At 74.0% G+C, this 19,787-nt stretch carries 19 protein-coding genes; 10 read left to right on the forward strand and 9 right to left on the reverse strand.

All coding sequences use genetic code 11. From position 1 onward, the window contains the following. Nucleotides 1–6: 6 nt before the first annotated feature. Together ACQP60_RS19500 and glpK are read left to right on the forward strand one after the other, a co-directional pair. Nucleotides 7–768 (forward strand): MIP/aquaporin family protein, encoded by a 762-nt coding sequence (locus ACQP60_RS19500; protein ID WP_429736019.1) that lies wholly within the window; start codon nucleotides 7–9, stop codon nucleotides 766–768. 74 nt (nucleotides 769–842) lie between these two features. After that, complete coding sequence (gene glpK, locus ACQP60_RS19505; RefSeq protein ID WP_429736021.1) at nucleotides 843–2,357, forward strand: glycerol kinase GlpK; 1,515 nt, start codon at nucleotides 843–845, stop codon at nucleotides 2,355–2,357. Between the two features lie 201 nt (nucleotides 2,358–2,558). Here glpK and ACQP60_RS19510 read toward each other — a convergent pair whose 3' ends face one another. Genes ACQP60_RS19510 through ACQP60_RS19520 form a run of 3 tightly spaced genes read right to left on the reverse strand, consistent with a single transcriptional unit; the run spans nucleotide 2,559 to nucleotide 4,814 of the window. After that, nucleotides 2,559–3,413, reverse strand: coding sequence for an EamA family transporter (locus ACQP60_RS19510; protein ID WP_429736023.1), 855 nt, complete (start codon nucleotides 3,411–3,413; stop codon nucleotides 2,559–2,561). Nucleotides 3,414–3,469: 56 nt separating this feature from the next. Then, the gene (locus ACQP60_RS19515; protein ID WP_429736025.1) at nucleotides 3,470–4,102 is read right to left on the reverse strand and encodes a TetR/AcrR family transcriptional regulator; all 633 of its coding nucleotides are present in this window, start codon (nucleotides 4,100–4,102) and stop codon (nucleotides 3,470–3,472) included. After that, entirely contained in the window at nucleotides 4,086–4,814 is a 729-nt protein-coding gene (locus ACQP60_RS19520) for a YqeB family protein (protein ID WP_429736027.1), read from the reverse strand. The genes ACQP60_RS19515 and ACQP60_RS19520 overlap by 17 nt, the downstream gene beginning before the upstream one ends. 56 nt (nucleotides 4,815–4,870) lie before the next feature. Here ACQP60_RS19520 and ACQP60_RS19525 point away from each other — a divergent pair, with 56 nt between their 5' ends. After that, nucleotides 4,871–6,184 (forward strand): alpha/beta fold hydrolase, encoded by a 1,314-nt coding sequence (locus ACQP60_RS19525; RefSeq protein ID WP_429736029.1) that lies wholly within the window; start codon nucleotides 4,871–4,873, stop codon nucleotides 6,182–6,184. A 27-nt stretch (nucleotides 6,185–6,211) separates the two neighbouring features. Here the strand turns inward: ACQP60_RS19525 and ACQP60_RS19530 are convergent, their stop codons facing one another. Continuing rightward, nucleotides 6,212–6,592 carry a YybH family protein gene (locus ACQP60_RS19530; RefSeq protein ID WP_429736031.1) on the reverse strand — a complete coding sequence of 127 codons (381 nt, stop codon included), beginning with the start codon at nucleotides 6,590–6,592 and terminating at the stop codon, nucleotides 6,212–6,214. Between the two features lie 115 nt (nucleotides 6,593–6,707). On the opposite strand from ACQP60_RS19530, the gene ACQP60_RS19535 reads away from it, so the two are divergent. The 3 genes from ACQP60_RS19535 to ACQP60_RS19545 all read left to right on the forward strand — a co-directional run bounded on the left by ACQP60_RS19535 (nucleotide 6,708) and on the right by ACQP60_RS19545 (nucleotide 10,925). Continuing rightward, nucleotides 6,708–8,549, forward strand: coding sequence for an FAD-dependent oxidoreductase (locus tag ACQP60_RS19535; RefSeq protein WP_429736033.1), 1,842 nt, complete (start codon nucleotides 6,708–6,710; stop codon nucleotides 8,547–8,549). A 151-nt stretch (nucleotides 8,550–8,700) separates the two neighbouring features. Continuing rightward, nucleotides 8,701–9,492, forward strand: a complete 792-nt coding sequence (locus tag ACQP60_RS19540) for an ABC transporter ATP-binding protein (RefSeq protein WP_429736035.1) — start codon at nucleotides 8,701–8,703, stop codon at nucleotides 9,490–9,492. A 134-nt stretch (nucleotides 9,493–9,626) separates the two neighbouring features. After that, the gene (locus tag ACQP60_RS19545; RefSeq protein ID WP_429736037.1) at nucleotides 9,627–10,925 is read left to right on the forward strand and encodes a hemolysin family protein; all 1,299 of its coding nucleotides are present in this window, start codon (nucleotides 9,627–9,629) and stop codon (nucleotides 10,923–10,925) included. Nucleotides 10,926–10,928: 3 nt separating this feature from the next. On the opposite strand, the gene ACQP60_RS19550 is transcribed toward ACQP60_RS19545, so the two are convergent. Further along, nucleotides 10,929–12,404 carry a helix-turn-helix domain-containing protein gene (locus ACQP60_RS19550; protein WP_429736039.1) on the reverse strand — a complete coding sequence of 492 codons (1,476 nt, stop codon included), beginning with the start codon at nucleotides 12,402–12,404 and terminating at the stop codon, nucleotides 10,929–10,931. Nucleotides 12,405–12,533: 129 nt separating this feature from the next. Here ACQP60_RS19550 and ACQP60_RS19555 point away from each other — a divergent pair, with 129 nt between their 5' ends. After that, nucleotides 12,534–14,483, forward strand: a complete 1,950-nt coding sequence (locus tag ACQP60_RS19555; RefSeq protein WP_429736041.1) for a phosphoenolpyruvate carboxykinase (GTP) — start codon at nucleotides 12,534–12,536, stop codon at nucleotides 14,481–14,483. 133 nt (nucleotides 14,484–14,616) lie between these two features. Here ACQP60_RS19555 and trpS read toward each other — a convergent pair whose 3' ends face one another. Continuing rightward, nucleotides 14,617–15,723, reverse strand: coding sequence for a tryptophan--tRNA ligase (trpS, locus tag ACQP60_RS19560; RefSeq protein ID WP_429736043.1), 1,107 nt, complete (start codon nucleotides 15,721–15,723; stop codon nucleotides 14,617–14,619). A gap of 217 nt (nucleotides 15,724–15,940) precedes the next feature. Here trpS and ACQP60_RS19565 point away from each other — a divergent pair, with 217 nt between their 5' ends. After that, nucleotides 15,941–17,140 (forward strand): hypothetical protein, encoded by a 1,200-nt coding sequence (locus ACQP60_RS19565; RefSeq protein ID WP_429736045.1) that lies wholly within the window; start codon nucleotides 15,941–15,943, stop codon nucleotides 17,138–17,140. Nucleotides 17,141–17,145: 5 nt separating this feature from the next. On the opposite strand, the gene ACQP60_RS19570 is transcribed toward ACQP60_RS19565, so the two are convergent. Further along, nucleotides 17,146–17,496, reverse strand: a complete 351-nt coding sequence (locus tag ACQP60_RS19570; protein ID WP_429736195.1) for a proline racemase family protein — start codon at nucleotides 17,494–17,496, stop codon at nucleotides 17,146–17,148. Nucleotides 17,497–17,647: 151 nt separating this feature from the next. Between ACQP60_RS19570 and ACQP60_RS19575 the strand changes: the two genes are divergently transcribed. Continuing rightward, complete coding sequence (locus ACQP60_RS19575) at nucleotides 17,648–18,100, forward strand: tRNA (cytidine(34)-2'-O)-methyltransferase (protein ID WP_429736197.1); 453 nt, start codon at nucleotides 17,648–17,650, stop codon at nucleotides 18,098–18,100. 74 nt (nucleotides 18,101–18,174) lie between these two features. Beyond that, complete coding sequence (locus ACQP60_RS19580; RefSeq protein ID WP_429736047.1) at nucleotides 18,175–18,846, forward strand: AIM24 family protein; 672 nt, start codon at nucleotides 18,175–18,177, stop codon at nucleotides 18,844–18,846. Between the two features lie 9 nt (nucleotides 18,847–18,855). On the opposite strand, the gene ACQP60_RS19585 is transcribed toward ACQP60_RS19580, so the two are convergent. Together ACQP60_RS19585 and ACQP60_RS19590 are read right to left on the reverse strand one after the other, a co-directional pair. Continuing rightward, nucleotides 18,856–19,053 (reverse strand): hypothetical protein, encoded by a 198-nt coding sequence (locus ACQP60_RS19585; protein ID WP_429736049.1) that lies wholly within the window; start codon nucleotides 19,051–19,053, stop codon nucleotides 18,856–18,858. 3 nt (nucleotides 19,054–19,056) lie between these two features. Further along, the gene (locus tag ACQP60_RS19590; protein WP_429736051.1) at nucleotides 19,057–19,758 is read right to left on the reverse strand and encodes a ThuA domain-containing protein; all 702 of its coding nucleotides are present in this window, start codon (nucleotides 19,756–19,758) and stop codon (nucleotides 19,057–19,059) included. Nucleotides 19,759–19,787 lie beyond the last annotated feature (29 nt).

The raw sequence follows: 19,787 nt of genomic DNA on the forward strand, positions 1-19,787 counted from the left end.
CCGACGATGGACTCATTGATCATGCAGGCGTTCTGGTCCGAGATCCTCGGGACCGCGACGCTGATCCTGCTGGGCGCCGGCGTCGTCGCCAACGTGGTGCTCCCGAGAACCAAGGGCTTCGACGGCGGTTGGCTGTTGATCAACTTCGGGTGGGGCCTCGCGGTCTTCGCGGGTGTGTTCACCGCCTACAAGTCCGGCGCGCACCTCAACCCGGCCGTGACGATCGGGCTCTACTCCGCGCAGCAGCCGTTCGCGACGCTGACCGGGCCGGAGGGGCGGGTCACCGCCACGATCGAACCCACCGTGAGCAACATGTTCATCTACTTCGCGGCGGAGATGATCGGCGCCATCATCGGCGCGGTGCTCGCCTTCATCGTGTACAAGAAGCACTTCGACCAGGAGGCCCCCGGCGCCACCAAGCTCGCGGTGTTCTCGACCGGTCCGGAGCTGCGCTCCTACGGCTGGAACTTCGTCACCGAGGTCATCGCGACCTTCGTGCTCGTGTTCTTCGTCGTCGTCTCGGGCAAGACGCCGTCCGGGCTCGGGCCGCTCGCCGTCGCGCTCATCGTGGTCGCGATCGGTGCCAGCCTCGGTGGCCCGACCGGGTACGCCATCAACCCGGCGCGTGACCTCGGGCCGCGCATCGCGCACGCCTTCCTGCCCATCAAGGGCAAGGGGTCCAGCGACTGGGCGTACTCCTGGGTGCCCGTCGCCGGCCCGCTCGTGGGCGGCGTGCTCGCCGGCCTCCTCGGTTCCGTCTACTCCTGATCCACCCCGCCGGCCGGGCCGCGCGGCCCGGCCGGCACCCCGCACCACCCACACCGACGTGAAGGGCAACCCCCATGGCTGACTACGTCCTCGCCATCGACCAGGGCACGACGAGCTCGCGTGCCATCGTCTTCGACCACTCCGGCCGGATCGTCTCCACCGGCCAGCTCGAGCACGACCAGATCTTCCCCAAGGCGGGCTGGGTCGAGCACAACGCCGAGCAGATCTGGAACAACGTGCGCGAGGTCGTCGGGCTGGCGCTCACGCGCGCCAACCTGGCGCACACCGACCTCGCCGCCATCGGCATCACCAACCAGCGCGAGACCGCCGTCGTGTGGGACAAGAACACCGGCAAGCCGGTGTACAACGCGATCGTGTGGCAGGACACCCGCACGCAGGCGATCGTCGACGAGCTCGGCGGCTCCGAGGGCGCCGACAAGTACAAGTCGATCGTCGGCCTGCCGCTGGCGACCTACTTCTCCGGCCCCAAGGTGAAGTGGATCCTCGACAACGTCGAGGGCGCGCGCGAGGCCGCCGAGAAGGGCGACCTCCTGTTCGGCAACACCGACACCTGGGTGCTGTGGAACATGACCGGCGGGCCCGACGGCGGCGTCCACGTCACCGACGTCACCAACGCGTCGCGCACCATGCTCATGGACCTCGACACCCTGAGCTGGCGCGAGGACATCGCCGCCGACATGGGCATCCCGCTGTCCATGCTGCCCGAGATCCGCTCCTCCTCCGAGGTGTACGGGCAGGGCCGCCCCCGCGGCCTCGTGCCCGGCGTGCCGATCGCCGGCATCCTCGGCGACCAGCAGGCCGCCACCTTCGGCCAGGCGTGCTTCGAGGTCGGCACCGCGAAGAACACCTATGGCACCGGCAACTTCATGCTCCTCAACACGGGCACGGAGAAGGTCCCCAGCAAGAACGGCCTGCTCACCACCGTCTGCTACAAGATCGGCGACGCCCCCCAGGTGTACGCCCTCGAGGGCTCCATCGCCGTCACCGGCTCCCTCATCCAGTGGCTGCGGGACAACCTCGGCATGTTCGAGGACGCCCCCGACGTCGAGTGGCTGGCCCGCAAGGTGGAGGACAACGGCGGCGCCTACTTCGTGCCCGCGTTCTCCGGCCTGTTCGCCCCGTACTGGCGCCCCGACGCCCGCGGCGCGCTCGTCGGCCTCACCCGGTACGTCAACCGCAACCACATCGCCCGTGCGGCGCTCGAGGCCGTGGCGTTCCAGACCCGCGAGGTCGTCGACGCCATGAAGAAGGACTCCGGCGTCGACCTCACCGAGCTCAAGGTCGACGGCGGCATGGTGGCCAACGAGCTGCTCATGCAGTTCCAGGCCGACCAGCTCGGCGTCGACGTCGTCCGCCCCAAGGTCGCCGAGACCACGGCGCTCGGCGCCGCCTACGCCGCCGGCATCGCCGTCGGGTTCTGGAAGGGCGAGGAGGACGTCACCGCCAACTGGGCCGAGGACAAGCGCTGGTCGCCCGCCATGGCCGAGGACGAGCGCGAGCGGCTGTACCGGTCCTGGAAGAAGGCGGTCACGAAGACGTTCGACTGGGTGGATGCTGACGTGCAGTAGTCGCTCTTGAGCCCGCGGCGGGGAGGAACGTCGTGCGGGCGGTCGCGTTCACGGGCGCCAGGGCGCCCTCCACTTCGGGACTTCTACGACCGCCCGCACGACGTTCCTCCCCGCCGCTCTGCGTTCGTCCTCTGCACGATATGGGTGCTGGTGGCTGGTGCTGTGCTCCGTCCGCGCCAGGCCGTGCCAGGGGCGGCCGTGTCAGGGGACGACGACGAGGACCGAGGCCGCGAGGGTCAGGGCGAGGCCGAGGGCCTGGCGGCGCGCGAGCCGTTCGTGCAGGAGGGTGAGGCCCACCAGGACCGGGACCACCGGGTAGAGCGCCGACAGGGTGACGGCCACCGCGACGAGCTCGGTGCGGGTGGCGAGCAGGTAGCTGACCAGAGCCGCGGCGGCCAGGACGCCGCTCGATGCCGCGGCGAGGCGCTGCGCGGGAGTGGGCGCGGGGCGCGGTTCGGCAGGCAGGCGTCGGGACGCCACGAGCGCGAGCGCTGCGACGCACGCCACCGCCGTCACCCGTCCCGCGGTCACGGGCCAGACGCCCGAACCTCCTCCGGCCTGGGCGAGCGCGAGGTACTGCACGCCGATGCCGACGCTCGCGGTGAGGCCGTCGCGCACCGCGCGGGCGTCCCCCGCCGGAGCCCCCGGCCCGCCCCGCGCGACCAGCCAGAGCGCGGGCAGCGCCAGCAGCACCCCGGCCCACGTCCACACCGCGGGCCGCTCCCCGACGACCAGCGCCGCCACGACGACCGGCAGGGCGAGGCCGCCCACCGCGCTCACGGGCACCACCAGCGACATGGCGCCCCGGCTCATCCCCCGGAACAGCGCGACCATCGCGACCCCGGTGCCGACCCCGGAGAGGCCGCCCCAGAGCAGGTCGGCCGACGTCGGCCCGGCCCCGCCCCCGAGGGGCGCCGCGAGGACCGTGGCGACGAGGCCGCCGACCTGGCCCCAGAGCGCGACCCGGACGAACGACATCCGCCGCGACACGACGCCGCCCACGACGTCCGACACCCCGTACAGGAGCGCCGACGCGAGCGCGAGCAGGGCGCCCACGGTCAGCGGACCGGACGGAGGGCGGGACGACGACGGGGGGCGGGCACTCCTCCTGCCTAGCGGCGACCCCCGGTGGTCGCACCCGCGGCGGGTGCGCCGGCCCTCAGGAACGTACGGGCCGTGTCGAGGAGCAGGCTCCGCTCGGCGTCGACGGTGAAGTCGGGGTCGGTGGCGACGCGCTCGAGGAAGCCGCCCGAGAGGAGGGCGAGCCAGGAGGCGATGCGGGCGGGCGGGAGGTCGGTGCGGACCTCGCCCGCGGCCTGGCCGCGCTCGACCCACGGCAGGAGCAGGTCGCGCTGGGCGCGGTCGTCCGCGGCCAGCGCGTCGGCGACGGCGGGCAGGTGCATGACGCCGGCGACGGCGCGCACGAACCCGGGGATGCGCGGGTCGGCGGCGTCGTCGGCCCAGGAACCCAGGAGCTCGAGCAGGACGGCGAGCGGGTCGGTGCGGCCCTCGAGGGCCGCCGCCTTCTCGACCGTCTCGGCGGTGCCGAGCTCGAGGATCGCCAGCACCAGCTCCGTCTTGGTCGCGAAGTAGTGGAAGAACGTGCCCGAACCGATCCCCGCCTCGCGGCAGATCGCCGCCGTCGTCGCGCCCTCGTAGCCGCGCTCGGCCAGCACGGTGAGGCCGGCCATGATGATCTGCAGGCGGCGCGCCTCGTGACGCTCCGGGTCAACCTTGCGCGCCACGAACGTCCTCCGCGGGCACGACGCCCAGCCGCCGCACCTGCAACCGGTCCTCGCGGACGCGCACGACCAGGCCGTGGCCGGCGAGCGCCTCGTCGACCTCCGCGACCACCGCGGGGTCCTTGCGCTCGGCGAGCCGACGGCGCAGGAGGGCCTGCTCGGCGGCCGTGAACCCGGGCCTGCCGTCCAGCCACCGCTCGTAGGCGCGCTCGTACGGGTCGCCGTCGCGCCACGGCCACCCGTGCGCCTCGAAGGCGGCCCGGAGCTCGTCGCGGCGCAGCGTGTCCGCGTCGAGGCGTTCCCGCGGGGCGCCGGCCGGGCCGAGGAGGACGACGTACCGCCCGTCGCGGAAGACGTCGGCCACGTCGGCCCGCTCCACCCAGCCCTCGCGGGCGTCGGTGCGGTGCTCCAGGTGGTCGTCGGTGACGGTCAGCCGCAGCGACTCCCCGATCGTGCTGAGCGCCAGGAGGACGCCGCCCACGACGCCCAGCCCGCCGACGATCGGCACCGACCACGCGAGCGGCAGGCCCGCGAGGAGCTCGACGGGGCCGAGGCTCGGCAGCGGGCTGCGCTCCAGGACCCCCTGCAGCCAGCGGGCGAGCGGCGGGAGCGCGAAGCCCAGCCCGACGCCGAGGGCGGCGGTCGCGAGCAGCACGAGCAGCGGCACCCCGCGGGGCTGGCGCACCTCGGTCGGGGTCGGGGTCGCGGTCGGCACGAGAACAATTGTTGGAGCACGTACTCCATTAATGCAACCCGGCCTACGCTGGGCCGGTGAGCAACGGCACCGTCACCTCGACGCGCGAGTACACGATCCCCGGCGTCCACGTCACCGACCGCACCCTCACGGTGCCGCTGGACTGGGCGCACCCCGACGACGGGCGCACGATCTCCCTCTTCGTCCGCGAGGTCGTGGACCCCACGAGGCGCACCGACGACCTGCCGCTGCTCGTCTTCCTCCAGGGCGGGCCGGGCGGCAAGGGGCCGCGCCCCACCGGTCCGGACGGCTGGGTGGGCGAGGCGCTCAAGCGGTTCCGCGTGGTGCTGCTCGACCAGCGCGGCACCGGGCGCTCGACGCCGGTCCGGGCGGGCGCGCTCACCGCGCTGGGCTCCGCCGACGCCCAGGCCGAGCACCTGACGCACTTCCGTGCCGACTCGATCGTCGCGGACGCGGAGCACGTGCGGACGACGGTCTACGGCGGGCGCCGCTGGTCCACGCTCGGCCAGTCGTACGGCGGGTTCCTCACCCTCACGTACCTGTCGCGGGCCCCCGAGGGCGTGGCGGCGTCGTACGTCACCGGCGGCCTGGCCGGGCTGACCGCGAGCGCCGAGGACGTCTACCGGCGCACCCAGCCTCGGGTGGCCGCCAAGAACGCGCTCTACCGGGAGCGGTACCCCGACGACGTCGAGCGCGTGGCGCGGGTCGCCGACCGGATCGCCGCCGGCGACGTGCGCCTGCCCGGCGGCGACCTGCTCACCGTCGAGCGGTTCCAGACGCTCGGCATGGCGTTCGGCATGGGCCCCGGCTTCGAGCGCGTGCACTGGATCGTGGACGAGGCGTTCGACCCGGGGTCCGACGAGCTGTCCGACACGTTCCTCGCCGAGGTGGAGGCCGCCACGGGCTTCGCCACCAACCCGATGTACGCCGTCCTGCACGAGTCGATCTACGGGCAGGCCGGCACGGGCGCCACGGCGTGGGCCGCGCAGCGCGTGCGCGACGACGACCCGTCGTTCGGCGTCGGCGCCCGCCCCCTGCTGTTCACCGGCGAGATGATCTACCCCTGGATGTTCGAGCAGCTCGCCGAGCTGCGCCCGTTCCGAACGGCCGCCGAGGCGCTGGCCGCCCGGACCGGCTGGGACGACCTGTACGACCTCGACGTCCTCGCCCGCAACGGAGTGCCGCTCGAGGCCGCCGTCTACCACGACGACATGTTCGTGGACGCCGGGCTCTCCCTGGAGACCGCGGCCCACGTCGGCAACGCGCGCGCCTGGGTGACCAACGAGTTCGAGCACGACGGCCTGCGCATGGGCGACGTCTTCGCCACGCTTCTCGCCCGCCTGGACGCCCGCGGCGGCGCGCGGCGGTAGCCCCGCGGCCGGGCGGCGTCGCGGTGCTCAGGGCGACGCCGTCCAGGCCTTACCGGGCCAGTACGCCCACTCCTCGAAGTCGGCGACGCGGCCGTCGTCGGCGAAGCGCAGCACCCACAGGTCGCGGTACTCCTGCTCCCGTGGCGCGGTGTAGCGCACCTCGAGCCGGACGACGGCGACGTCGCCCTCGACGGCGAGCGGCTCGGCCGTCATCGTGAACGCGGCGTCCTCGTCCACGGTCCAGAACCCGCGGATCGCGTCGTGCCCCACGAGCTCCTCGGGATCGTAGGGCGAGCGCGCGTACCGCGCGTCCAGCGTGAAGAGGCGCGCGACGGCGTCGGCGTCGCTCGCCCGCCACGCGGCTTCGTACGCGGCGACCCAGCTCCGCACCGACTCCCGGTCCACCATCCGTGCAGTATCGCCGTCCTCGTCCGCCCTCGCCCCGCCAGGACGTCGCTGCAGGTGGGGGAACGTTTTCGCTACCGTGCGGTGCGTCGACCCGACCCTCAGGAGCTGATCGCCGATGACCCACGACTCCCCCGCACCCGACTCCCCCGTGCTCGAGACCGACGTCCTCGTCGTCGGGACCGGCCCGGCGGGCGCCTCGGCCGCCCTCTTCCTCGCGACGTACGGCACGCGCGTCATGGTGGTGACCAAGTACGGCCGCCTCGCCGACAGCCCCCGCGCGCACATCACCAACCAGCGCACGATGGAGGCGCTGCGCGACATGGGCCTCGAGGACGCGCTGCTGCGCGAGGCGACGCCCTGGGACTCGATGGGCAACACGACGTTCTGCACGAGCCTGGCGGGCGAAGAGCTCGGGCGCATCCCGTCGTGGGGCACCGACACCGCGCGCCGCGCCCGGTACGAGCTGCAGAGCCCGTGCCCGATGGTCGACGCCCCGCAGACGATCACCGAGCCGATCCTCGTGCAGGCGGCGCAGGAGCGCGGCGCGACCGTGCGCTTCGACACCGAGTACCTCGGCCACGTGCAGGACGCCGACGGCGTCACCACCACCGTCCGCGACCGGCTCACCGGGACGACGTACCGGGTGCGCTCGCGCTACCTCGTCGGCGCCGACGGCGCGCGGAGCACCGTGGCGGAGCACCTGGACCTGCCGTACGAGGGCCCCGGCGCCGTGGGCGGCTCCCTGAGCATCGTGTTCGAGGCGGACCTCTCCCGCTTCGTGGCCCACCGGCCCGCCGTCCTCTACTGGATGCTGCAGCCGGGTGCGGAGCGCGAGGGCGTGGGCCTGGGCGTGCTGCGCATGATCAAGCCCTGGACCGAGTGGATGGTCATGTGGGGCTACGAGGTCGCCGCCGGGCCGCCCGAGCTCACCGACGAGTTCGTGCGCGAGCTCGCCGTGAACCTCGTGGGCACGGACGACTTCGAGATGCGCGTGAAGTCGGCGTCCCCGTGGACCGTGAACCACCACTACGCCACGACGCTGGCGAAGGGGCGCGTCTTCTGCGTGGGCGACGCCGTCCACCGGCACCCTCCGACGAACGGGCTGGGGTCGAACACGTCGATCCAGGACTCCTACAACCTCGCCTGGAAGCTCGCCCACGTCGTCGCCGGCACGGCGGACCCGGCACTGCTCGACTCCTACGACGCCGAGCGGGCCCCGGTCGCGCGGCAGATCGTGGAGCGCGCGAACCAGAGCATCGCCGACACGGGCCGCATCCTGGCCGCGCTGGAGCTCGAGGACACCAGCGACCCCGCACGGCTCGAGGCCCAGCTGGAGCTCCGCAAGGCACCCGGCCCGGACGGCGAGCGGGTGCGCACCGCCCTGCGCGAGGCGATCGCGGCCAAGCAGTACGAGTTCGACGCGCACGGCGTGGAGCACAACCACCGGTACGCCTCGGGCGCGGTCCTTCCGGACGGCACGCCGGAGCCGGAGTACGCGCTCGACCCCGAGCTGTACGCCCAGCCCACCACGTGGCCCGGGGCGCGGATCCCGCACACCTGGGTGACCGTCGACGGCGCCAGGACGTCGACCCTCGACCTCGTCGGGCGGGGGCGGTTCGCCGTCGTCACCGGGATCGGCGGCGAGGCGTGGGTCGACGCGGCGCGGGAGCTCGGCGCGGAGCTCGGTCTCGACCTCACGACCGTCGCGATCGGACCCGGCCGTGCCGTCGAGGACCCCTACGGGACGTGGGCGGACCTGCGGGAGATCGAGGACTCCGGGGTGCTCCTGGTCCGCCCGGACCTGCACGTCGCCGCCCGCCGGGCGAGCGTGCCGGAGACTGCCGCCGAGGCGCGGGAGTGGCTCGCGACCGCCCTGTGCGCCGTCCTCGGCCGGGACCCGGCCGTGCCGTCCGACGGGCCCGAGGAGCCCGTCGAGGCGGCGCTCGCCACCGTGTGACGACGCCGTCGCGACCACGCCGTCACCGCTCGTGAGCGCTCCCGCCGCCCTGGGTCGCCGAGGGCGGCGGGAACCGCGGGGTACCGTCGTTCGTCCGACTAGCGGGCCGGCCCCGTCGTCCGGCGCACGCACACACGAAGGTGACACCAGCATGAGCTCGACCTCCCCCGCCCCGATCCTGCGCGCGTCCGGCCTCGTGGTCGGGTACGGCGGCCCCGCGATCCTGGAGGGGATCGACCTGGAGCTGCTGCCCGGCGCTGAACCGGTGGGCGTGGTCGGCGAGTCCGGCGCCGGCAAGTCGACGCTGGTGCAGGCCTTGCTGGGACAGCTGCGCATCCGCGAGGGGCACGTGACGTTCGAGGGGCGCACGGTCGCCAAGCTCGGCCGGCGGGACAAGAAGAAGTTCCGCGCGGCGGTGCGCACGGTCGCGCAGAACGGGCTCGACGTCGACCCGCGCTGGACCGTGGAGCGCGCCGTCTCCGGCGCCCTGACCGACGCCCGCAAGGCCGGCCGGGCGAGCGGCCGCACCGTGACCGACCTGCTGGACGACGTCGCCCTCGAGCCGCACTTCACGAAGCGCGCGATCTACTCCCTCTCGGGCGGGGAGAAGCAGCGCCTGGCGCTCGCGCTCGCCCTGGCCACCCGCCCGCAGGCGCTGCTGCTCGACGAGCCGCTCACCGCCGTCGACCCGGCGATGCGCGGCGAGATCGTGCGTCGCCTCACCGACGCCACCCGCGCCGAGGGCACCGCCGTGCTGCTGGTCTCGCACGACGTCGAGCTGGTCGGCCGCCTGTGCCCGACCGTGCACGTGCTGGCGGACGGCACGTTCGTCGCCTCCGGACCGCTGACCGACGTCCTGGCCACCGGCTCCGACGACGACGCACACCCCGCCGTCCGTGGCCTCGCCGAGGCGGCTCCCCTGGCGGCGCAGCGCTTCCGCTGACCCGGTCCCTCGCGGCGCCTCCCGGTGACGGGACGGTCCGGGACGGAACCGGGCCGCGACGCGACGCGTTCACCGGGTGACGACACCGGGGCGACCGTCGGCGCCTCGGCCGGCGACCGACCGAGAGGACCCCGGTGGACGCGGACACCTGGTGGAACATCGCGCTCGTCCTGCTCTTCGTGCTCCTGGGCGGCGTGTTCGCCGGGACGGAGTTCGCCCTGGTCTCGCTGCGGGCCACGCAGATCGACCAGCTCGAGCGCAGCGGCCCGCGGGGCCGCCGGGTGGCCGGGATCGCTCGGGACCCGAACCGCTTCCTGGCCGCCGTGCAGATCGGCGTCACGGTGGCGGGCTTCTTCTCCGCCGCGTACGGCGCGTCCACCCTGGCGCCCGATGTCGCCCCCGCGCTCGAGTCCCTCGGCCTGCCGGAGGGCGTCGCCGCGACGGTCGCGCTCGTCGGCCTCACCCTCGTCATCGCCTACCTGTCGCTCGTGCTCGGCGAGCTCGTGCCCAAGCGGATCGCGCTGCAGCGCACCGCGCAGGTCGCGCTCGTCGTCGGCCCGCCGCTGGACCGCTTCGCCGCGGCGATGCGGCCCGTCATCTGGCTCCTGTCCCGTTCGACGGACGCCGTCGTGCGCCTGCTCGGCGGCGACCCGAACCTGCGGTCGGAGGAGATCAGCGAGCAGGAGCTGCGCGACCTCGTCGCCGCCCACCCCGGCCTGCACGAGGACGAGCGGCGCATCCTCTCGGACGTGTTCGCGGCCTCCGAGCGCAGCCTCGGCGAGGTGATGCGGCCACGCGGCGACGTCGTCTTCCTCCGGGCGGACCTGTCGCTCGCCGAGGCCGAGCACCGCACGCGCGACCTGCCCTACTCGCGGTACCCCGTCACCGGCGAGGACGTCGACGACGTGCTCGGGTTCGTGCACGTGCGCGACCTCGCCCGCGGCGCAGGGGCGCCGTCGGGCCGCGGGCGCACGGTGCGCGACGTCGCGCGGCCCGTGCTCGACCTGCCCGCGACCGGTCGGCTCCTGCCGACCCTCGCCGAGATGCAGCGCACCCGCACGCACCTCGCGCTCGTCGTCGACGAGTACGGCGGCACGGACGGCATCGTCACGATGGAGGATCTCGTCGAGGAGCTCGTCGGCGACATCCGCGACGAGCACGACCCGCTCGCCGCAGTGCACGTGGCGGGCACGTACGACGCCGGCCTCACCATCGAGGACTTCGCCCGGCTCACCGGCGTCGAGCTGCCCGACGGCCCCTACGAGACCGTCGCCGGCTACGTCCTCGCCCGCCTCGGGCGCCTCGCCGACGAGGGCGACAGCGTCGTCGTCGACGACCATCACGACGGCCATCACGACGGCAGGGACGACCGGCACGTCCTGCGCGTCACGGCCGTCGAGGACCGCCGCATCCGCGAGGTCCGGCTGGACTGAGCGCTACGCGTCGTCGGCCGGGGCGTGTCGCTGGAGGAAGGCGAAGACGTCGGTGTCGTCGACGCCGGGGAACGCGCCGCGCGGCAGCGCCGCGAGCACCTGCTGGTGCATGCGGGCGCTCGGCCAGGCGACGCCGTCCCACCGTTCGGCGAGCTCGGCGGGCGGACGCTGGCAGCACGCGGGGTCGGGACAGGTCGAGGCGTGCCGCACCTGGGTGTCGCGGCCGCGGAACCACTTGGCGTGCGCGTACGGCACGCCCACCGTGATGGAGAACTGCCGCCCGTCCGCGCCGGTGCCGGTCTGCACCGAGTCCCAGAACGTGCCCGCCGGGGTGTCGGTGTACTGGTACGACTCGGTGGCGCGGTCGCGGCGCGTGAACGCCTCGCGGCCCGCCCACCACCGGCACACGAGCTGCCCTTCGATGGCGCCGGTCACGTCCTGCGGCAGGGGCAGGCCGTCGTTGGCGTAGCCGCGGAACAGGGCGCCGTCGTCGCCCACGCGCAGGAAGTGCAGCGGGATGCCGAGGTGCACGGTGGCGAGGTTGGTCAGGCGCATGGCGGCGGCCTCGTGCGTGACGCCGAACGCGTCGCGGAAGTCCTCGACCGCCAGGTCCTTCTCGCGCTTGCGCCGCTGCAGGAACTCCACCGCCACCGACTGCGGGATGAGGCAGCTCGCCGCGAAGTACGTGATCTCGACGCGCTGGCGCAGGAACTCCGCGTAGCTGCGGGGCCGCTCGTGCCCCAGCACCCGGTGCGCGATGGCCTGCAGCGCGAGCGAGCGCAGCCCGTGCCCGCCGGGGATGGACGCCGGCGGCAGGTAGATCCGGCCGTTCTTGAGGTCCGTGACCGACCGCGCCGACCGTGGCAGGTCGTCCACGTGCAGGATGGTCAGCCCCAGCTGCTCGGCCATGCGCGCCACCGTGCGGTGCGTGAGGGCGCCGGCCCCCGCGTACCCGGCGCGGTGGGTCAGCTCCTCGCCGAGCGCCTCGATCTGCGGCAGGTAGTTGTCCCGCTCCTGGCGCTCGTGGCGCAGCTCCGTGTTCGCACGACGCGCCTCCTCCGGCGTGGCGATGGCCTCCTCCTCGCGCCGCGACAGCTCGGTGTGCAGGCCGACGAGCTGCTCCAGCACGGGCATCGGGAGCTTCTGGCTGGGCTTGACCGACGGCAGCCCGAGGGCCCCGAAGAGCGGCCCGCGCTGCGCCCGCTCGAGGGCGATCTCCAGCTCCGCCCGGCGCGACGGCGGCTCGTCGGCGAGCAGGTCCGGCACGGCCACGCCCACGGCGTCGGCGATCGCGCGCAGCAGCGACAGCCGTGGCTCGCGCCGTCCGTTCTCGACGAGGGACAGCAGGCTCGGCGCGGAGCCCACCTGCTCCCCCAGCGCCTCGAGCGTGAGCCCGCGCGACGTGCGCGCGTGCCGGATGCGCCGACCGAGGGTGATGAGGTCCGGGGAATCCGCCCCGGCGACGTCCTTGGCAGCCATGGTTTGACGGTACGTGAAGATCGACGAATCTTCACAGCCGAACCGGTGGAAAGTCCATTCTGCCGGGCGGGAGGCTGGAGGCAGCCCACCCGGCAGCGCACGCCGGGGCCTCGACGGACGGAGCACCCGATGACCTTCACCGCGAACCCGCGCCGCACGCGACTCGCGATCGCCGAGCTCGCGCCGGACACCCTGGCCCCCAGCACGACGGCGCCGCGCGACCAGGCGGGCGCCGCGCCGTCGCGCACCGCCGCGTCGTCCGGGACCACGCCCCGGGACGCCCGCGCATGGGTGCGCCAGGTCGCCGAGCTCACGCAGCCCGACGAGATCGTGTGGTGCGACGGGTCGGCCGCGGAGAAGCAGCGCCTGCTCGACCAGATGGTCGACGCCGGCACGCTGATCAAGCTGGACGAGACGAAGCGGCCGAACTCCTACCTCGCCCGGTCGAACCCGTCCGACGTCGCCCGCGTCGAGTCGCGCACCTTCATCTGCTCCCAGCGCGAGGAGGACGCCGGCCCGACGAACAACTGGCGCGCGCCCGCCGAGATGCGCCAGGTGCTGGCGGGGCCGGACGGCGTCTTCGCCGGCTCGATGCGCGGCCGGACCATGTACGTGGTGCCGTTCTCCATGGGCCCCGTCGGCGGCCCGATCTCGCAGGTGGGCATCGAGATCACCGACTCGCCGTACGTCGTCGTGTCCATGCACGTCATGACGCGGGTCTCGCCGCGCGTCATGGAGCTCATCGACGGCGGTCAGCAGTGGGTGCCGGCCGTGCACTCCGTCGGCGCCCCGCTGGCCGACGGCGAGCAGGACGTGCCGTGGCCGTGCAACGACACGAAGTACATCGTCCACTACCCGGAGACGCGCGAGATCTGGTCATACGGCTCCGGCTACGGCGGCAACGCGCTGCTCGGCAAGAAGTGCTTCGCGCTGCGGATCGCGTCGGCGATGGCGCGCGACGAGGGCTGGCTGGCCGAGCACATGCTCCTCATCCGCGTGACGTCCCCGGAGGGGCGTCGGTACCACCTGGCCGCCGCGTTCCCCAGCGCCTGCGGCAAGACGAACCTCGCCATGCTGCGCCCGACCATCCCGGGCTGGACGGTCGAGACGCTCGGCGACGACATCGTGTGGATGCGCCCCGGCCCGGACGGCCGCCTGCGCGCCATCAACCCGGAGGCGGGCTTCTTCGGCGTCGCTCCGGGCACCGGCGTCGAGACCAACCCCACCGCCGTCGAGACGTTCACGCACGACGCGATCTTCACGAACGTGGCGCTGACCGACGACGGCGACGTGTGGTGGGAGGGCCTCACGCCCGAGCCGCCCGCGCACCTGATCGACTGGCGGGGCGACGACTGGACGCCCGAGTCGGACACCCCGGCCGCGCACCCGAACTCCCGGTTCACGGTGTCGGCGGCGCAGTGCCCGTCCATCGCGGACACCTGGGAGGACCCGGCCGGCGTGCCCGTCGACGCGATCGTCTTCGGCGGCCGCCGCGCCACCAACGTGCCCCTCGTGACCCAGGCCACGAGCTGGGACCACGGCGTCTTCATGGGCGCCACGATCAGCTCCGAGCGCACGGCCGCGGCCGAGGGCACGGTGGGCGAGCTGCGTCGTGACCCGTTCGCGATGATGCCGTTCTGCGGCTACAACATGGCCGACCACTGGGCGCACTGGCTCACGGTGGGCAAGGGCCTCGACGCCGACAAGCGGCCCAAGGTGTTCCAGGTGAACTGGTTCCGCAAGGGCGAGGACGGCGGCTTCCTGTGGCCCGGGTTCGGCGAGAACTCGCGCGTCGTCGAGTGGATCGTCACGCAGCTCGACCGGTCGCGCGGCCTGCGCACCGACGCCGGCGCCGTGCACTCCCCCGTCGGCCTGCTGCCCGCCCAGGGCGCGTTGCGCACGGACGGCCTCGACCTGTCCGACGACGACGTCGCCGCCCTCTTCGACGTCCCCGCGGAGGCGTGGCTCGCCGAGACCGCGCTGACCGGCGAGTTCTTCGAGACGTTCGGCGACCGTGTGCCCGAGCAGCTCTGGGCGCAGCTCTCCCTGCTGCGCGAGCGGCTCGGCGCGACCGCCTGACCCACAGACCCGGGCCCGCCGGAGAGGCACCGGCGGGCCCGAACCCCTTCGCTCGGCGCGGCAGTCTCGGTCCGGGTCGGCAGTTCGAACTGCCGATACGAGCCCCGAGTGCCGCGCCGAGCCCCGTCCGCCGTCAGGCGTAGACCGTGCCCATGAGGTCGCGGACGTCGGCGAGCGTGCGGTCGGCCACCTCGTTCGCCCGGGCGTTGCCCCGGGCGAGGACGTCGCGCACGACGGCGGCGCCGTCGGCCGCCAGCGCGGCCCGGCGCTCGCGCAGCGGCCGCAGTCCCTCGACGACGGCCTCCGTCACGACCGCCTTGAGCCGCCCCGCCCCGGCGTCTCCGACCGACGCGGCCAGCTCGTGCGGCGTCGTGCCCGCGAAGTGCGCGCCGATGCGCAGCAGGTTCGCGACCTCCGGCCGGGCGTCCGGGTCGTAGGCGATGCGCCGCTCGGAGTCGGTCCGGGCGCGGCGGAAGAACCGCGCCGTCTCGTCCTCGGTGGCCCGCAGCTCCAGCGCGTTGCCGCGCGACTTGCTCATCTTGGCGCCGTCGTTCCCGAGCACCGTGAGCGACGGCGTGAGCAGCGCCTCCGGCTCCGGGAAGTAGGGGTTCGCGGCCGCGTACCGCTGGTTGAAGCGGCGCGCCACCGTCCGCGTCGTCTCCAGGTGCGGCAGCTGGTCCAGCCCCACGGGCACGAGGTTGCCGTGGCAGAACAGGATGTCCGCCGCCTGGTGCACCGGGTAGGTGAAGAGCAGCCCGGACATGCCCCGCCCCTGCCGCTTCTCGGCGTCCGCGGCCTCCGCCTTGACCGTGGGGTTGCGCTCCAGCTCGGCCACGCTCACCAGCGACAGGAACGGCAGCAGCAGCTGGTTCAGCGCCGGCACGGCCGAGTGCGTGAACACCGTGGACCGCGCCGGGTCGATGCCCGCGGCGAGGTAGTCGAGCACCACCTCCCGCACGACGGCGGGCAGGTCGCCCGCGTCGTCCCGGTCGGTGATGACCTGGTAGTCGGCGACCACGAGCACGACCTCGACGCCCGCGTCCTGCAGGCGCACCCGGCTGTCGAGCGTGGCGAGCAGGTGACCCAGGTGCAGGGCGCCCGTCGGCCGGTCGCCGGTGAGGACGCGGAAGCGGCCCGGGTCGCGCTCCAGCTCGGCCTCGATCTCGGCGGAGCGGGCCTGCGCGACGGCGGCGCTCGTCGTCGCGGGGGTGGGGGTCGTCAGGACGGTCGGTGCGGTCATCGGGTCGGCTCCTCAGGGGGATCGCCGCCCGCCGGACCGGTCCGGACACGGAGGCGTCCCGGCTGCGACGGGCAGCTCGGGACGGGGACGTGGGCGCGTCGGGTCAGGGCTGCGGAGGCAGCCACCACCAGAAGGCGCGTGTCGTCATGCCGCCCATCGTAGGCCCGGCGGGAGGCCGGGTGCGTCGGTGCCCGGGGCGACACGGCAGAATACGGTCGTGATCCGCTGCCTGTTCGCCCTGTCCCTCGGTGTGCTCGCGGCGTCGGTCCTCGGCGACGCGCTCACCGGCGACCCCCTCTACGGCACGCTGCTCGTCGTCGCGATCGTCGTGGCCAGCATCGGGCTGCCGCTGACGATCATCGGCAGCGTCGTGGGCGGCATGGGCCTGGCCGACCCGAAGAAGGTCGCGGCCGCGAGGGCGGCGGGCCGCACCACGCTCGCCCGGGTGACGGACATCAGGGCCACCGGGTCGGCCGTCAACGACCAGCCGGTGTGCGAGATCGAGCTGTTGGTCGTCCCGCGCCAGGGGCACGGGCCGTACCGCACCACGATCCGGCAGGTCGTCAACCTGGCCCGGCTGGCATCGATGCAGCCGGGGGCGGTGGTCGTCGTGACGCAGCTCGACCCCGAGCGCCCCGAGGTCGTGCTCGACGACGCTCCTGACGCCGACTGGGCGCGGCGTGCCGAGACCGACCAGCGGGTCCGCGACCTGCCCACCGCGGACGTCTGGACCGCACCACGTCGGGGCCGTCCCACGGGCGGCCTCCGCCGCATCCCGTTCGTCGTCTTCCCGGTGCTCGCGGTGCTCGGCTTCGCGGGCGCGCTCTACCCCGCGTGGGACGAGGTGGGCCGCCTGGCGGAGACCCGCTCGATCGACACCGTCCGCGCCGAGCACGACGCCGCGGCGGCCGCGGAGACGTCGATGTTCACGCCGGGGAACCTGCGACCCGCGATCGACGCCGTCCTGGCGCTGTCGGGCGACGAGGTCACGGAGGTCTACGTCTTCGACCAGTGGGTGCAGGTCACGGCCCCCACCTCGCCCGGCGCGACCACGACCGACGAGTGGCAGTACCGCGACGGCGAGGCGACCCACGAGGGTGCGTCGCTCATCCAGCCGGAGCCCGAGGACGTCCCCCGGCAGCTGTTCGACGCCTCGGAGATCCGCTGGGAGGACCTGCCGCCGCTGTTCGACGAGACGGAGCGCCTCACCGGCATCGACGACGCCGACGACCCGATGCTGTGGGTGTCCCGCAAGGTCTGGGCCGACGAGAAGCCCAGCGACCCGCAGGTCCACGTCTCCGTCTCGGACGACTACTACGACGGCTCGGTGGACTTCGCCGTCGACGGCACCGTGGTCGGCACGTACGGCGGCGCGCCCGGCTCCGAGGTGGCCGCGGCGGCCGAGGACGGCGCCTGACCCGCTCACGCGGGCGGCGTGAGCAGGGGCTCCAGGTCGGAGGCGTCCACCAGCGGGTCGTCGAGGTCGACCGTGAGCTGCGACCGCGCCATCACGCGCGCCGCCCCCGTGATCGCGGAGCGCAGCGCCGGGTAGTCGCCCACGCGGGTGCGCTCCAGCACGGTGCCGACGAACCGGCTGCCGCGCGGCGAGACCGTCTCCAGCGACTCGCCCTCGCGGATCTCCCCGCACTGCGCCATGAGGGCGAGCCGTGCCGACGTACCGGTGCCCGTGGGGCTGCGGCACAGCACCGAGGACGTGCCCACGCCCGCGCCCGCGGCGGGCGAGGTGCTGATCGACGTCCACGCCTGCGGCATGAACAACACGGACGTGTGGGTGCGCGGCGTGAGGCCCGCGGCGTCATCGGGACGGCGGCGCGTCGCCCGGCCCCCGGGCGACGGTGGGAGAATCGGGCTCGTGCCCGACCAGCTCCCCACCGCCTCGCCGTCGTCCCCGTTCGCCCACGTCGTGTACTACGAGCCGCGCATCCCGGGGAACACGGGCTCCGCGATCCGCCTCGCCGCCGTCACCGGGGCGCGCCTGCACCTCGTGGAACCGCTGGGGTTCGACCTGTCCGAGGCGAAGCTCAAGCGGGCCGGGCTGGACTACCACGACCTCGCCGTCGTGGACGTGCACCCCACGTACGACGCCGCGCTCGGCGCCCTGCCCGACGCGCGCGTCTTCGCCTTCACCGCGCACGCCGACACCACCTACACCGACGTCGCGTACCGCCCCGGCGACGTCCTGCTCTTCGGCCCCGAGCCGACCGGCCTGCCCGAGGAGGCGATGGACCACCCGCGCGTCACCGACCGCGTGAAGATCCCCATGCTGCCCGGCCGCCGCTCGCTCAACCTCACCAACGCCGCCTCGGTCGTCGTCTACGAGGCGTGGCGGCAGGCGGGCTTCCCCGGCGCCTCCTGAACGATCCTCCCGGCCGACCGCCGTCATCCTCCTGGCGGATGTGCGCGCCCCCGTGCGACGACAGGATGGCGTCCATGCGCAGCAGCCTCTTCCACCACACCGAGCCGCAGGGCGAGCCCGGCAGCTTCCAGCTCGTCAACCCGCGGATGCTCAAGGTCGACCTGGCCGGCTCCGGCGGGTTCTTCTACGCCAAGCAGGGGTCCATGGTCGCGTACCAGGGCGACGTCGACTTCGCGTACGAGGGCGCAGGCGGCATGACCAAGCTCTTCAAGAAGGCGTTCACCGGCGAGGGCATGTCGCTGATGAAGGTCTCCGGGAGCGGCGACGTCTTCCTCGCCCAGGACGCGGACGAGGTGTTCGTGCTGTACCTGGAGAACGAGAGCGTGACCGTCTCCGGCAGCAACATCCTCGCGTTCGAGAGCACGCTGACCTGGGACATCAACCGCGTGCAGGGCGCGTCGGTGCTCAGTGGCGGGCTCTTCAACACCACGTTCACGGGTACCGGCGCGCTCGCCGTCACCGCGTACGGCACGCCCGTCGTGCTCGAGGTCGACGAGCCCACCTACGTCGACATGCAGAGCGTGGTGCTCTGGTCCACGACCCTCACCAGCACCGTGCGCAAGACGGCCAAGCTCGGCGCCGCCATCGGCCGCGGCTCGGGCGAGGCGTACCAGCTCGGCCTCACCGGCCAGGGGATCGTCGTCGTGCAGGCCTCCGAGGGGCACCCGCTGCCGAACCAGGGCTGACGCCGGGCCTCAGGCCTGCGGGTCGTGCGCCCGCTCCAGCCGACGGCGCACCGCCGCCGCGCGGACGCACCACCCTCCCCCGACGTAGACCGGAACCATGACGGCGCATCGGGCGGGCAGAGAGATGCCGGGAGCGAACGTCTCGACCGCGTACGTCGCCGCGACGACGACCACCACGAACAGCGCGCCGACCGCGAGCACCCGCACCGGTCAGCCCGCCAGCAGCCAGGTGGCCGCACGGCGCAGCAGCTCGGCGTGCGACGGGGAGTCGTAGGCGCGGATGTCGTGCCCCAGCCCGCTGTACACGGTGCGGCCGCCGTGCGCGTCCGCGACCCAGACGGCGGGCTGCCGCTCGCCGTCGTCGTCGGTCACCCAGCCCAGCACCTGGGACGACGGCGCCACGCGCAGCCGGCAGTAGCGCTCGTCGTCGACCTCGACGGCGCCGAGCCCCTCGGTGATCGGGTGCGTCCCGGCCGCGAGCGCCACCGTCGCGGGGCCGAAGGGCGGGTGGTACGACTCCCCCGGAACCCAGCGCCCGCCCAGCACCTCCTCCCACTCCGCGTGGTCGCCGAACGCGTTGGCTGCCTGGTGCACGGCGAGGATCCGCCCGCCCGCGCGCGCCCAGGCGTCGAGGCGGGCGTGGAACGGCGCCCAGGCCGCGTCGTCGGGGCCGATGCCCGCCTCCCGCAGGCCCGGCCACGGGGTGCCCGCGTTGACGACGAGCAGGTCGACGTCGTCCAGGTCGTCGAGGCTGTCCGGAAAGGTCGAGCGCACGACGACGTCGGGGGCGCCCGTCGCCAGGTCCAGGCCCGAGAGCACCAGCGCCAGCGCGTGGGAGGTGGCCGCGTGGTCGTGCCAGGGGTCCTCGTGGCGGCCGCGGCCGGCGAGGATCAGGATGCGCGTCGTCGTCACGCGCACCATCCTGCCCGCCGCCAGCGTGA

Origin of the sequence: Isoptericola variabilis, from assembly GCF_050311655.1 — a bacterium.
Lineage (GTDB): Bacteria > Actinomycetota > Actinomycetes > Actinomycetales > Cellulomonadaceae > Isoptericola > Isoptericola variabilis.

Coding starts and splice junctions, on each gene's coding strand:
- ACQP60_RS19500 (WP_429736019.1), top strand. CDS start 7: ATGGACTCATTGATCATGCAGGCGTTCTGGTCCGAGATCCTCGGGACC.
- glpK (WP_429736021.1), top strand. CDS start 843: ATGGCTGACTACGTCCTCGCCATCGACCAGGGCACGACGAGCTCGCGT.
- ACQP60_RS19530 (WP_429736031.1), bottom strand. CDS start 6,592: ATGGTGGACCGGGAGTCGGTGCGGAGCTGGGTCGCCGCGTACGAAGCC.
- ACQP60_RS19535 (WP_429736033.1), top strand. CDS start 6,708: ATGACCCACGACTCCCCCGCACCCGACTCCCCCGTGCTCGAGACCGAC.
- ACQP60_RS19540 (WP_429736035.1), top strand. CDS start 8,701: ATGAGCTCGACCTCCCCCGCCCCGATCCTGCGCGCGTCCGGCCTCGTG.
- ACQP60_RS19550 (WP_429736039.1), bottom strand. CDS start 12,404: ATGGCTGCCAAGGACGTCGCCGGGGCGGATTCCCCGGACCTCATCACC.
- ACQP60_RS19555 (WP_429736041.1), top strand. CDS start 12,534: ATGACCTTCACCGCGAACCCGCGCCGCACGCGACTCGCGATCGCCGAG.
- trpS (WP_429736043.1), bottom strand. CDS start 15,723: ATGACCGCACCGACCGTCCTGACGACCCCCACCCCCGCGACGACGAGC.
- ACQP60_RS19570 (WP_429736195.1), bottom strand. CDS start 17,496: ATGCCGCAGGCGTGGACGTCGATCAGCACCTCGCCCGCCGCGGGCGCG.
- ACQP60_RS19580 (WP_429736047.1), top strand. CDS start 18,175: ATGCGCAGCAGCCTCTTCCACCACACCGAGCCGCAGGGCGAGCCCGGC.